General features: G+C 59.2%; 12 protein-coding genes. All 12 read left to right on the top strand.

From position 1 onward, the window contains the following. The 12 genes from wzzE to thrP all read left to right on the top strand — a co-directional run bounded on the left by wzzE (position 1) and on the right by thrP (position 13,313). Entirely contained in the window at positions 1 to 1,050 is a 1,050-nt protein-coding gene (gene wzzE / locus AFK63_RS17355; protein WP_038865860.1) for an ECA polysaccharide chain length modulation protein, read from the top strand. A gap of 57 nt (positions 1,051 to 1,107) precedes the next feature. Next, positions 1,108 to 2,238, top strand: coding sequence for a non-hydrolyzing UDP-N-acetylglucosamine 2-epimerase (gene wecB / locus AFK63_RS17350; protein ID WP_038865857.1), 1,131 nt, complete (start codon positions 1,108 to 1,110; stop codon positions 2,236 to 2,238). Beyond that, on the top strand, positions 2,235 to 3,497 hold the full coding sequence (gene wecC, locus AFK63_RS17345; RefSeq protein ID WP_038865856.1) for a UDP-N-acetyl-D-mannosamine dehydrogenase: 1,263 nt from the start codon (positions 2,235 to 2,237) through the stop codon (positions 3,495 to 3,497). Before wecB ends, wecC begins: the two co-directional genes overlap by 4 nt. Continuing rightward, positions 3,494 to 4,561 (top strand): dTDP-glucose 4,6-dehydratase, encoded by a 1,068-nt coding sequence (gene rffG, locus AFK63_RS21340; RefSeq protein WP_038865853.1) that lies wholly within the window; start codon positions 3,494 to 3,496, stop codon positions 4,559 to 4,561. The genes wecC and rffG overlap by 4 nt, the downstream gene beginning before the upstream one ends. Positions 4,562 to 4,579: 18 nt before the next feature. Continuing rightward, complete coding sequence (rfbA, locus tag AFK63_RS21335; protein WP_038865851.1) at positions 4,580 to 5,461, top strand: glucose-1-phosphate thymidylyltransferase RfbA; 882 nt, start codon at positions 4,580 to 4,582, stop codon at positions 5,459 to 5,461. Next, positions 5,439 to 6,122, top strand: coding sequence for a dTDP-4-amino-4,6-dideoxy-D-galactose acyltransferase (gene rffC / locus AFK63_RS17330; protein ID WP_038865842.1), 684 nt, complete (start codon positions 5,439 to 5,441; stop codon positions 6,120 to 6,122). Before rfbA ends, rffC begins: the two co-directional genes overlap by 23 nt. Before the next feature lie 5 nt (positions 6,123 to 6,127). Continuing rightward, complete coding sequence (gene rffA, locus AFK63_RS17325) at positions 6,128 to 7,258, top strand: dTDP-4-amino-4,6-dideoxygalactose transaminase (protein ID WP_038865840.1); 1,131 nt, start codon at positions 6,128 to 6,130, stop codon at positions 7,256 to 7,258. 1 nt (position 7,259) lies between these two features. After that, entirely contained in the window at positions 7,260 to 8,510 is a 1,251-nt protein-coding gene (gene wzxE, locus AFK63_RS17320; protein WP_038865837.1) for a lipid III flippase WzxE, read from the top strand. Continuing rightward, positions 8,507 to 9,583 carry a TDP-N-acetylfucosamine:lipid II N-acetylfucosaminyltransferase gene (locus tag AFK63_RS17315; protein WP_038865835.1) on the top strand — a complete coding sequence of 359 codons (1,077 nt, stop codon included), beginning with the start codon at positions 8,507 to 8,509 and terminating at the stop codon, positions 9,581 to 9,583. The genes wzxE and AFK63_RS17315 overlap by 4 nt, the downstream gene beginning before the upstream one ends. After that, positions 9,580 to 10,944: an ECA oligosaccharide polymerase gene (wzyE, locus tag AFK63_RS17310; protein WP_038865833.1), complete on the top strand. Its 1,365-nt coding sequence runs from the start codon at positions 9,580 to 9,582 to the stop codon at positions 10,942 to 10,944. Before AFK63_RS17315 ends, wzyE begins: the two co-directional genes overlap by 4 nt. Before the next feature lie 13 nt (positions 10,945 to 10,957). After that, on the top strand, positions 10,958 to 11,698 hold the full coding sequence (gene wecG, locus AFK63_RS17305) for a lipopolysaccharide N-acetylmannosaminouronosyltransferase (RefSeq protein ID WP_038865897.1): 741 nt from the start codon (positions 10,958 to 10,960) through the stop codon (positions 11,696 to 11,698). A 229-nt stretch (positions 11,699 to 11,927) separates the two neighbouring features. Beyond that, complete coding sequence (thrP, locus tag AFK63_RS17300; RefSeq protein ID WP_038865830.1) at positions 11,928 to 13,313, top strand: bifunctional threonine/serine APC transporter ThrP; 1,386 nt, start codon at positions 11,928 to 11,930, stop codon at positions 13,311 to 13,313. Positions 13,314 to 13,317 lie beyond the last annotated feature (4 nt).

Genomic DNA, 13,317 nt, shown 5'->3' with positions numbered 1-13,317 from the left:
ATGAACCAAAAAGTGCCGGGCACTCCACCTGGAGTGGCAGATAATGAACTGGATATTCGGGGTCTGTTTCGAACGCTGTGGGCGGGGAAATTCTGGATAGTCGGAATGGCCGTACTGTTTGCGCTGATCGCTCTCACTTACACGTTCTTCGCGCGGCAAGAGTGGAGCGCGATGGCAATCACAGACCGCCCCACCGTCAACATGCTGGGCGGCTACTATTCGCAACAGCAGTTTCTGCGCAATCTGGATGTGAAAGCCAATCTGGCGCCGGTGGATCAGCCCTCGGTGATGGACGATGCCTATAAAGAATTCATCATGCAGCTCTCGGCGTGGGATACCCGCCGCGATTTCTGGTCGCAGACGGACTATTACAAACAGCGCAAAGTCGGCAACAGTAAAGCCGACGCCGCGCTGCTGGATGAATTTATCGACAATATTCAGTTCACCGCAGGCGACGTCACCCGCAATCAGAACGATAACATCCGGCTTATCGCGGAAACCGCGCCGGACGCCAACAACCTGCTGCGTCAGTACATCGCCTTCGCCAGTCAGCGTGCCGCCAGCCATCTTAACGATGAGCTGAAAGGCGCGTGGGCGGCGCGCACCGTACAGATGAAAGCGCAAGTGAAGCGCCAGGAAGCGGTAGCGAAATCCATTTTCGATCGCCGCGTGCACAGCGTTCAGCAGGCGCTGCAGGTGGCGGAGCAACACAACATTTCTCGCAGCGAAACGGATGTTCCCGCAGACGAGCTGCCGGATTCTGAACTGTTCATGCTGGGACGCCCGATGTTGCAGGCACGACTGGAGAATCTCCAGGCCGTAGGGCCGACCTATGACATCGACTACGATCAGAACCGGGCGATGCTGGCGACGCTGAACGTCGGGCCGACGCTGGATCCGCGTTTCCAGACCTATCGCTATCTGCGCACGCCGGAAGAACCGGTTAAACGCGACAGCCCACGTCGCGCATTCCTGATGATCATGTGGGGAGCCGTTGGGGCGTTGACTGGCGCTGGCGTGGCTCTGGTCCGCCGCCGCCGCACCGCATAAGCACGCGTCCTGGATGAAGGCGCGCGTCGCCTTCATCGCCAACTGAAGAGAATCGTTGTGAGAGTATTAACCGTTTTTGGCACGCGACCAGAAGCTATCAAAATGGCGCCGCTGGTACATGCGCTGGCCCAGGATCCCGCGTTTGACACACGGGTATGCGTCACGGCTCAGCATCGTGAGATGCTGGATCAGGTGCTGCATCTTTTTTCTATTGTGCCGGATTACGACCTGAACATCATGAAGCCCGGCCAGGGGCTCACGGAGATAACCTGCCGCATTCTGGAAGGGCTGAAACCGATCCTGACTGAATTCCGCCCGGACGTGGTGCTGGTGCATGGCGATACGACGACGACAATCGCCACCAGCCTTGCGGCATTTTACCAGCGGATCCCCGTTGGTCATGTCGAGGCGGGGCTGCGCACCGGCGAGCTCTATTCGCCGTGGCCGGAAGAAGCCAACCGCACGCTGACAGGTCATCTGGCGATGTACCACTTTGCGCCAACGGAGCTCTCGCGCCAGAACCTGCTGCGTGAAAATATCCCCGACGCGCGGATCTTCGTGACCGGCAATACCGTGATCGACGCGCTGATTGCTGTGCGCGACCGCGTAATGGCCGATGAGCCGCTGCGTCTGCGTCTCGAAACGCAATACCCCTTCCTGGACGGCGATAAGAAAATGATTCTGGTCACGGGCCACCGTCGCGAAAGCTTCGGGGAAGGGTTTGAACAGATCTGCCGCGCGCTGGCGGATATCGCCGCGCAAAACCGCGATGTACAGATTGTCTATCCGGTCCACCTCAATCCCAACGTCACCGAGCCGGTTAACCGGATTCTGGGCCACGTCGAAAACGTGGTGCTTATCGAGCCGCAGGAGTATCTGCCGTTTGTCTGGCTGATGAATCACGCCTGGCTTATTCTGACTGACTCCGGCGGGATTCAGGAAGAGGCGCCGTCGCTCGGCAAACCGGTGCTGGTGATGCGTGAAACCACTGAACGGCCGGAAGCGGTCGAGGCGGGCACGGTGCGACTGGTCGGCACGGACACGCGGCGCATCGTCGACGAAGTGACACGGCTGCTGCACGATGAGGCGGCGTATCAGGCCATGAGCCACGCCCATAACCCTTATGGCGACGGCCAGGCATGCGAACGGATATTACATGCACTTAAAAATAATCGGGTATCACTATGAGTTTTAATACCATTTCGGTGATTGGTTTGGGTTATATCGGTTTACCCACCGCGGCGGCTTTCGCCTCACGAGAAAAACAAGTCATCGGCATCGACATCAACCAGCATGCGGTCGATACCATCAACCGGGGTGAAATTCATATTGTCGAGCCGGAGCTCGATAACGTCGTGAAAGCCGCCGTGGAAGGCGGTTTTCTGCGCGCGAGCACGCAGCCTGTCGAGGCGGACGCCTATCTTATCGCCGTGCCCACGCCGTTTAAGGGCGACCATGAGCCGGATATGGCTTACGTGCAGGCGGCGGCGGAATCCGTCGCGCCGGTGCTGCGTAAAGGCGCGCTGGTGATCCTCGAATCCACGTCCCCTGTCGGTGCCACCGAGCAGATGGCGCAGTGGCTGGCGGCCCTGCGCCCGGATCTCACTTTCCCGCAGCAGGCGGGCGAGGCGGCGGATATCAATATCGCTTACTGCCCGGAGCGCGTGCTGCCGGGTCAGGTTATGGTCGAGCTCATTAAAAACGACCGCGTGATCGGCGGCATGACGCCAGTCTGCTCAGCGCGCGCCAGCGAACTCTACAAAATTTTCCTTGAAGGCGAGTGTGTCGTGACGAACTCCCGCACCGCCGAAATGTGCAAGCTCACCGAAAACAGTTTCCGCGACGTTAACATCGCGTTCGCCAACGAGCTGTCGCTGATCTGTGCCGACCAGGGCATTAACGTCTGGGAGCTGATTCGTCTCGCCAACCGCCACCCGCGCGTCAACATTTTGCAGCCGGGCCCCGGCGTCGGCGGCCACTGTATCGCGGTCGATCCGTGGTTCATCGTGGCGCAGAACCCACAACAGGCGCGGCTCATCCGCACTGCGCGCGAAGTAAACGATCACAAACCGCACTGGGTTATCCAGCAGGTGAAAAGCACGCTGGCAGATTGCCTCGCCGCGACCAACCGCCGCGCCAGCGAGGTGAAAATCGCCTGCTTTGGCCTGGCGTTCAAACCGAATATCGACGACTTACGCGAAAGCCCGGCGATGGAAATCGCAGAGCTTATCGCTGACTGGCACAGCGGCGAAACGCTGGTGATCGAGCCGAATATCCATACGCTGCCGGCGCGCCTTGAAGGTAAATGCCGTCTGGCTGCGCTTGATGATGCGCTGGCGCAGGCCGACGTGCTGGTCATGCTGGTCGACCATCAGCAGTTCAAAGCCATTGACGGCGCTACGCTCAACCACGCCTGGGTCGTCGACACCAAAGGAGTCTGGCGATGAAACGCTTTCTGGTAACGGGCGGCGCCGGGTTTATTGGCTCCGCCGTGGTCAGACACCTGATCCAGAACACCGAACACGCCGTGCTGGTGGTGGATAAACTCACCTACGCCGGTAATCTCGGCTCGCTGGCGCCGGTGGCTCAGGATCCGCGTTTCGCCTTTGAACAGGTCGATATCTGCGACGCGCAGAGTCTCGATCGCCTGTTCACGCAATTCCAGCCGGATATCGTGATGCATCTGGCTGCGGAAAGTCACGTCGACCGTTCTATCGACGGCCCGGCGGCGTTTATCGAAACCAACATCGTCGGCACCTATACGCTGCTTGAAGCCGCGCGTCGCTACTGGAGCGCGCTGGGCGATGCGCAGAAAGCGGCGTTTCGCTTTCACCATATCTCGACGGACGAGGTGTACGGCGACCTGCACGGGCTGGATGATTTCTTCACTGAAACTACGCCGTATGCGCCAAGCAGCCCATACTCCGCCTCCAAAGCGGGCAGCGATCACCTGGTGCGCGCCTGGCGGCGCACCTACGGCCTGCCGACGCTGGTCACGAATTGCTCCAATAATTACGGGCCGTATCACTTCCCGGAAAAGTTAATTCCGCTAACCATTCTTAACGCGCTGGCGGGCAAACCGCTGCCGGTGTATGGCAACGGGCAGCAGATCCGCGACTGGCTGTATGTGGAAGATCACGCGCGCGCGCTCTGCCTGGTGGCGATGCAAGGCGACGTGGGCGAAACCTACAACATCGGCGGCCATAACGAGCAGAAAAACCTCGACGTGGTGAAAACCATCTGCGCGCTGCTGGAAGCGCTGGCGCCGCAGAAACCCGCAGGCGTCGGAGCTTACAGCTCGCTCATCACGTTTGTTCAGGACCGTCCCGGCCACGATCTGCGTTACGCTATCGACGCCAGCAAAATCGAGCGCGAGCTCGGCTGGCGCCCGCAGGAAACTTTCGAAAGCGGCATGCGTAAAACGGTGCAGTGGTATCTCGACAACGAGACCTGGTGGAAGCAGGTGCAGGACGGCAGCTATCAGGGCCAGCGTCTGGGGCTTGCGCGTTAAACACGACGGGAGACCGGCATGAAAGGCATTATTCTGGCGGGCGGCTCTGGCAGCCGCCTTCATCCTATTACTCGCGGCGTTTCCAAACAGCTTCTGCCCATCTATGACAAGCCGATGATCTACTATCCGCTGTCTGTGCTGATGCTGGCCGGGATCCGCGAGGTGCTCATCATTACCACGCCTGAAGACCAGAGCTATTTCCATCGCCTGCTGGGCGATGGCTCCGCGTTTGGCATTTCGCTGGAGTACGCCGTCCAGCCGAGTCCGGATGGTCTCGCGCAGGCGTTTATCATCGGTGAAAGCTTCCTCGCGGGCGGGCCGTCGTGTCTTGTGCTGGGCGATAACATCTTCTTCGGTCAGGGTTTCAGCCCGAAATTGCGCCATGTCGCCGCGCGTACCGACGGCGCGACCGTGTTCGGCTATCAGGTGATGGACCCGGAACGTTTCGGCGTCGTTGAGTTTGACGATGAGTTCCGCGCTGTCTCCATTGAAGAAAAGCCGACGAACCCGAAATCCCGCTGGGCGGTCACCGGTCTCTACTTCTACGACAGCAACGTGGTGGAATACGCGAAGCAGGTTAAACCTTCCAGCCGCGGCGAACTCGAAATCACCTCCATTAACCAGATGTATATGGAGGCGGGCAAGCTGAACGTCGAGCTTTTGGGCCGCGGTTTCGCCTGGCTGGACACCGGCACGCACGATAGCCTGATTGAGGCCAGCACCTTTGTTCAGACTGTCGAAAAACGGCAAGGCTTTAAAATTGCCTGTCTGGAAGAGATAGCCTGGCGCAACGGCTGGCTGGATGACGACGGCGTGAAGCGCGTCGCGCAGCAGCTTGCCAAAACCGGCTATGGCCAATATCTGATGGAGCTCCTCCGTGCCCGTCCGCGCCAGTATTGAACCCCTTGAGTGGGAGAGCCAGTTTTTCGGCGTTGACAGCGCGATTGTCCGTTTCTCCGATACCGCAGCGGCGTTAGACGTGGCGCAATTAGACGCCTGGCCGCGCGTGCAGGCGAAGGTGCCCGCCGCCCGCAGCGATCTGCTGGATGGCCTGCTGTCGCTCGGGTTTCAGCTGGTCGAAGGCGAGGTGGATTTCGCGCTGCCGCTGACGCCTGACGCGTCGGCCAATGACGCGCAGGCGATAATCGCGACCCTGGACGATATTCCGCTGCTGCGCGACGCGGCGGCGCAAGCCTTCGCCATGAGCCGGTTTCGGGCGCCCTGGTATGCCCCGGACGCCAGCGGACGATTTTACGCGCAGTGGGTAGAAAACGCAGTCAAAGGCGCGTTCGACCACGAATGCCTGATCCTGCGCACGCCGCAGGGCGCGCTTCGCGGTTTTGTCACGCTGCGCCAGATTAATGAACAAGAAGCCCGCATCGGCCTGCTGGCCGGTCGCGGCGCCGGAGAAGCCCTGATGCAGGCGGCGCGCCAGTGGTGCGTCGCGCGCGGGCTTTATACATTGCGGGTAGCGACCCAGGCGGGCAACCGCGCCGCGCTGCGTCGCTATATCGCCAGCGGCGGCAACATTGAAAGCACCGCTTATTGGTTATACAGGTAACTATCATGATTCCATTTAACGCACCGCCCGTGGTTGGCACGGAAATCGACTATATGCAGTCTGCAATGAGCAGCGGCAAACTGTGCGGCGACGGCGGTTTCACCCGCCGCTGCCAGCAGTGGATGGAGCATCGTTTCGGCAGCCCGAAAGTGCTGCTGACGCCCTCCTGCACCGCATCGCTGGAGATGGCGGCGCTGCTGCTGAACATTCAGCCGGGCGATGAAGTGATTATGCCGAGCTTTACGTTCGTCTCCACCGCCAACGCCTTCGTGCTGCGCGGCGCGAAAATCGTCTTCGTTGACGTGCGTCCGGATACCATGAACATCGACGAAACGCGGATTGAAGCGGCCATTACCGACAAAACTCGCGCGATTGTACCGGTGCATTATGCGGGCGTGGCCTGTGAAATGGACGCCATCATGGCCATTGCCGAAAAGCATCAGCTCTTTGTGGTGGAAGATGCCGCGCAGGGCGTGATGTCGACGTATAAGGGGCGCGCGCTTGGCACCATCGGGCACATCGGCTGCTTCAGCTTCCATGAAACCAAAAACTACACCGCGGGCGGTGAAGGCGGCGCGACGCTGATAAACGACCCGACGCTTATTGAGCGCGCGGAGATCATCCGCGAAAAAGGCACCAACCGTAGCCAGTTCTTCCGTGGCCAGGTAGATAAATACACATGGCGCGATATCGGCTCCAGCTACCTGATGTCCGATTTGCAGGCGGCGTACCTCTGGGCACAGCTTGAGGCGGCAGACCGCATCAATCAGCAGCGCCTGACGCTGTGGCAGACTTACTACGACGCGCTGGCGCCGCTGGCGCGCGCCGGGCGCATCACGTTGCCATCGATCCCGGAGTCCTGCCGTCATAACGCGCATATGTTTTACATTAAGCTGCGCGATATCGACGATCGCAGCAAGCTTATCGCGTACCTCAAAGAGGCGGAGATCCTGGCGGTGTTCCACTACATTCCGCTGCACGCCTGTCCGGCTGGCGAACAGTTCGGCGAATTCCACGGCGAGGATCGCTTCACCACCGCTGAGAGCGAGCGCCTGCTGCGTTTGCCGCTGTTCTTCAACCTCGCGCCGGTGAACCAGCGTACGGTTATCAATACGTTGCTGAGCTATTTCGGCTGATATGTCCCTCGCTAAAGCTTCCGTGTGGACCGCCGGGTCCACGCTTATCAAGATCGGCGCGGGCCTGGTCGTCGTGAAACTGCTGGCGGTCGCGTTTGGCCCGACGGGCGTCGGTCAGGCAGGGAATTTCCGCCAGCTGATTACGGTACTCGGCGTACTGGCCGGCGCGGGCATTTTCAACGGCGTCACGAAACTGGTCGCGCAGCATCAGAACGATGCTGCGGGGCTGCGGCGCGTCACGGGCACGGCCTCGGCGATGGTGCTGGGCTTCTCAACCTTACTGGCCGTGATTTTTCTGCTGGCGGCGGGGCCGATAAGCATCGGCCTGTTTGGACATGATCGTTACCAGAACGTCGTGCGAATGGTGGCGTTCATTCAGATGGGCATCGCCTGGGCCAACCTGGCGCTCGCGATTATCAAAGGCTTTCGCGACGCGGCGGGTAATGCGCTGGCGCTGATTATCGGTAGCCTGACTGGCGTTGCGGCGTATTACGCCTGTTTTCGCGCAGGCGGCTACGAGGGCGCGCTGCTCGGTCTGGCGCTGGTGCCTGCGCTGGTGGCGGTCCCGGCGGTCTGGATGCTGATGCGCCGCGAGCATGTGCCGCTGCGCTATCTGAAACCCTCATGGGACGGTCAGCTTGCGCGCCACCTTGGCAAATTCACGCTGATGGCGCTGATGACAGCGGTGACGCTGCCGGTCGCTTACGTGATGATGCGTAATTTGCTGGCCGCCCGGTACGGGTGGGATGCCGTCGGCATCTGGCAGGGCGTGAGCAGCATCTCCGACGCCTACTTACAGTTTATTACCGCGTCATTCAGCGTCTGGCTGCTGCCGACGCTGTCGCGCCTTGAGGCGAAACGCGACATTACCCGTGAAATTGGGCGCGCGCTGAAGTTTGTGCTGCCAGCAGTCGCGACGGCGAGCCTCGCGGTTTACCTGTTGCGGGATTTTGCTATCTGGCTGCTGTTTTCGCCACAGTTCACTGCGATGCGCGATCTCTTCGCGTGGCAACTGGTGGGCGATGTGCTGAAAGTGGGCGCTTACGTATTCGGTTATCTGATTATCGCGAAAGCCTCGCTGCGCTTTTATATTTTGACGGAAATCAGCCAGTTTGCTTTATTAACCGGCTTTTCATACTGGCTGATCCCGGCGCACGGCGCGGCGGGCGCGGCGCAAGCCTATATGGCGACCTATATTGTCTATTTCGCCCTCTGTTGTGGCGTATTTTTACTCTGGCGCAGACAGACATGACAGCATTGATTCACGTTCTGGGGTCCGATATTCCCCATCATAACCAGACGGTACTGCGTTTCTTTAACGATGAACTGGCCAGCGATAACGAACAGGCGCGCCGCTTTATGGTGGTATGCGCCGATGAACAGCTCGGCCAGCAGTATGAGGCGCTTTCGCTTCGCGTTTATCCGGATAAAAAATCGCTGGCACGCGCGGTCGTGGCGCTGGCGCGGGAAAACCGTCGTCAGCGCTTTTTCCTGCATGGTCAGTTTAATGCGCCGCTGTGGCTGGCCATGCTGAGCGGCGGGCTGAAACCGGCGCAGGTGAGCTGGCATATCTGGGGCGCGGATCTCTACGAAGCCTCGCGCAGCCTGAAGTTTCAGCTCTTTTACCGGCTGCGCCGCCTGGCGCAGGGGCGCGTCGGGCATGTTTTCGCCACGCGCGGCGATCTCAGCCACTTTGCAAAGCGCCACCCTGGCGTGCCGGGCGAATTACTCTATTTCCCGACGCGCATGGACGAAGGACTAAACCAGTTGCCGCCCCCGGAGCGCGACGGGAAACTGACGATCCTGGTGGGTAACTCCGGCGATCGAAGCAATGACCACATCGCGGCGCTGAACGCGGTGCATCAACAATTTGGCGATAACGTTAAGGTGATTGTGCCGATGGGTTATCCGGCCAACAACGCGGCGTGGATTAATGAAGTCACGCAGGCGGGGCTTGCGCTGTTCAGCCCGGAGAACCTGAACGTGCTGCGCGAAAAGCTCGATTTTGACGCCTATCTCGCGCTGTTGCGCCAGTGCGATCTCGGCTATTTCATTTTTGCGCGTCAGCAGGGAATCGGTACGCTGTGTCTGCTTATTCAGGCGGGCGTGCCATGCGTACTGAGCCGCGAAAATCCGTTCTGGCAGGATATGGTGGAACAGAATCTGCCGGTGCTGTTCACCGGCGATAAGCTTAACGAGGTGACGGTGCGCGAGGCGCAGCGTCAGTTGCAGATGGTCGATAAATCGCAAATCGCGTTCTTTAAGCCCAACTACCTGACGGGCTGGCATCGCGCGCTGCGTATCGCTTCGGGAGACGTGGCATGAGCTTACTGCAATTTAGCGGCCTGTTTATCGTCTGGCTGCTGGCGACGCTGTTTATCGGCACGCTCACCTGGTTTGAGTTCCGCCGCGTGCGCTTTAACTTTAACGTCTTTTTCTCGCTGTTGTTCCTGCTGACGTTTTTCTTCGGCTTTCCGCTGACCAGCATCCTGGTGTTTCGTTTCGATGTGGCGGTAGTACCTGCGGAAGTCCTGTTGCAGGCGTTGCTGTCGGCGGGCTGTTTCTACGCGGTCTATTACGTCACCTATAAAACCCGCTTACGGGCGGCGAGGACAACGGCGCGCCCGTCAGGCGGCGGGCTGTTTACCATGAACCGCGTCGAAACCCATCTGGCGTGGATAATGATGATGACGGTCGCGCTGGTGAGCGTCGGCATTTTCTTTATGCATAACGGCTTTTTGCTGTTCCGGTTGCACTCCTACAGCCAGATTTTTTCCAGCGATGTCTCCGGCGTGGCGCTAAAGCGCTTTTTCTACTTCTTTATTCCGGCCATGCTGGTGGTTTACTTCCTGCGCCAGGACAGCCGCGCGTGGCTCTTTTTCCTCGTCAGTACCGTCGGGTTCGGGTTGCTGACTTACATGATTGTCGGCGGTACGCGCGCCAACATTATTATCGCCTTCGCCATTTTCCTGTTTATCGGGATTATTCGCGGCTGGATCTCGCTTGGGATGCTGGCGGCGGCAGGAGTGATGGGGATTGTCGGGATGTTCTGGCTGGCGCTGAAGCGCTACGGCCTGAACGTCAGCGGCGACGAGGCGTTTTACACCTTCCTTTATCTCACGCGCGATACGTTCTCGCCGTGGGAGAACCTGGCGCTGCTGCTGCAAAACTACGGCAATATTGAGTTTCAGGGGCTGGCGCCGATTGCCCGCGACTTCTATGTGTTTATCCCGTCCTGGGTGTGGCCTGACAGGCCGCATATCGTGCTGAATACCGCCAACTATTTCACCTGGGAAGTATTGAACAACCATTCGGGACTGGCTATCTCGCCGACGCTGCTCGGCTCGCTGGTGATAATGGGCGGCGTGTGGTTTATTCCGCTTGGCGCGGTGGCGGTCGGGCTGATTATCAAATGGTTCGACTGGCTGTACGAGCGGGGCAACCGCGAGTCGAACCGCTATAAAGCGGCGATTTTGTATAGTTTCTGCTTTGGCGCCATTTTCAACATGATCGTGCTGGCGCGCGAAGGACTGGATTCCTTTGTGTCGCGCGTGGTCTTTTTTATGCTGGTGTTCGGCGCCTGTTTGTTGCTCGCGAAGCTCCTGTACTGGCTGCTGGATAACGCCGGGTTGATTCAGCCGCGCCGACGTCGCGCGGAACCGCTGTCGCCGACGGAAACGCTTTAAGGTAAGGAATATGATCTCTGAAAACGTCACCGCTCCGGTGTATTTGCTTCGCGGATTGCCGCTGCTGGGGTGGCGCGATATGCAACACGCGCTCGATTATCTCTATGCCGGCGGCGCGCTGCGCCACGGCACACTGGTTGCCATCAATGCGGAAAAGATGCTGACGGTGGAGGCGAATGCCGACGTCCGTGCTCTTATCGAAGCGGCGGAGTTTAAGTATGCCGACGGCATCAGCGTCGTGCGCTCGGTACGTAAAAAGTATCCGCAGGCGCAGGTGTCGCGCGTGGCGGGCGCCGATCTCTGGGAGGCGCTGATGGCGCGCGCGGGCCGCGAAGGCACGCCGGTCTTTCTGGTGGGCGGTAAACCGCAGGTGCTGACGCAGACCATTGAAAAGCTTAAACGCCAGTGGAATGTGAATATCGTGGATGCGCAGGATGGCTATTTCAAGCCAGAGGAGCAGGCGGCGCTGTTTGCACGCATTCGCGACAGCGGCGCGCAGATCGTGACGGTGGCGATGGGCTCGCCGCGCCAGGAAATTTTCATGCGCGACTGTCGTCTCGTTCACCCGAACGCGCTTTATATGGGCGTTGGCGGTACCTATGACGTCTTTACCGGCCATGTGAAACGCGCGCCGAAAGTGTGGCAAAATCTGGGGCTGGAGTGGCTCTACCGTTTGCTCTCTCAGCCAAGCCGCCTCAAACGCCAGCTGCGGCTGCTGCGTTACCTCGGCTGGCACTACACCGGCCAGCTGTGATTTTCCGGCGGCGTCTGCCGACGCCGCCGCTTTTCCCTTCTGATGGTTTATTGCGCAGTGAGCGTATTTTTGCCACGCATTATTTGCCATTTACTAAAAATTGCGGAACCATTCGCCCGCACTTTGCCGGGCGGCGGTACCGTTCTGCTCCCCGCAAACGCACTCAGGTATTAACCATCACAATAACCAGGTTCACCTGGACGCACGTGAAACACAACACAGAGGATCTATGGCAGAGAATAAACCGGAACTACAGCGAGGGCTGGAGGCCCGACATATCGAGCTGATTGCGCTCGGCGGAACTATCGGGGTGGGGCTGTTTATGGGCGCCGCCAGTACGCTGAAGTGGGCGGGGCCGTCCGTGCTGCTGGCCTATATCATCGCCGGGCTGTTCGTCTTTTTCATTATGCGCTCAATGGGCGAAATGCTGTTCCTTGAGCCGGTCACCGGTTCGTTCGCCGTTTACGCGCATCGTTACATGAGCCCGTTCTTCGGCTATCTCACCGCATGGTCTTACTGGTTTATGTGGATGGCGGTAGGTATCTCGGAAATTACCGCCATCGGGGTTTACGTGCAGTTCTGGTTCCCGGAGATGGCGCAGTGGATACCCGCGCTGATTGCCGTAGGGCTGGTCGCGCTGGCCAACCTCGCCGCGGTGCGCCTGTATGGCGAAATTGAATTCTGGTTCGCGATGATTAAAGTCACCACCATTATCGTGATGATTATCGTCGGGCTGGGCGTGATTCTCTTCGGCTTCGGCAACGGCGGCCATGCGATTGGCTTTGATAATCTGACCTCGCACGGCGGCTTCTTTGCGGGCGGCTGGAAGGGTTTCCTGACGGCGCTGTGTATTGTGGTGGCGTCTTATCAGGGCGTTGAGCTTATCGGCATTACTGCGGGCGAAGCGAAAAACCCGCAGGTAACGCTGCGCAGCGCGGTCGGCAAAGTGCTGTGGCGCATCCTGATTTTCTATGTGGGCGCGATTTTCGTGATCGTCACTATCTTCCCGTGGGACGAGATTGGCAGCAACGGCAGCCCGTTCGTGCTGACCTTTGCCAAAATCGGGATTACCGCAGCGGCGGGGATTATTAACTTTGTGGTACTGACGGCGGCGCTCTCTGGCTGCAACAGCGGCATGTACAGTTGCGGGCGTATGCTTTATGCGCTGGCGAAGAACCGTCAGTTGCCGGCGGCGATGGGCAATGTCTCGCGCAACGGTGTGCCAGTGGCGGGCGTGGCGCTCTCTATCGTTATTCTGCTGGTGGGCTCGTGCCTGAACTACATTATTCCTAATCCGCAGCGCGTGTTTGTTTACGTCTACAGCGCCAGTGTGCTGCCGGGGATGGTGCCGTGGTTTGTCATTCTGATTAGCCAGCTGCGCTTTCGTCAGGCGCACCAGGCGGCGATTGCCGCACATCCGTTCCGCTCCGTGCTGTTCCCGTGGGCCAATTACCTGACAATGGCGTTTCTGGTCTGCGTACTGGTGGGCATGGGCTTTAACGATGATACGCGGCTGTCGCTCATTGTCGGGGCGATTTTCCTGGCGCTGGTAAGCGTGGTTTATAAGCTTTTTGGGTTCGATCGGCACGTTCCGACACCCAAAGTGGACGTATAAACGC

Source organism: Cronobacter muytjensii ATCC 51329 (genome assembly GCF_001277195.1).
Taxonomy (GTDB): Bacteria; Pseudomonadota; Gammaproteobacteria; order Enterobacterales; family Enterobacteriaceae; genus Cronobacter; species Cronobacter muytjensii.
Note: the sequence above shows the minus strand (reverse complement) of the source record. Positions and strands in the feature narration are given on the sequence as shown.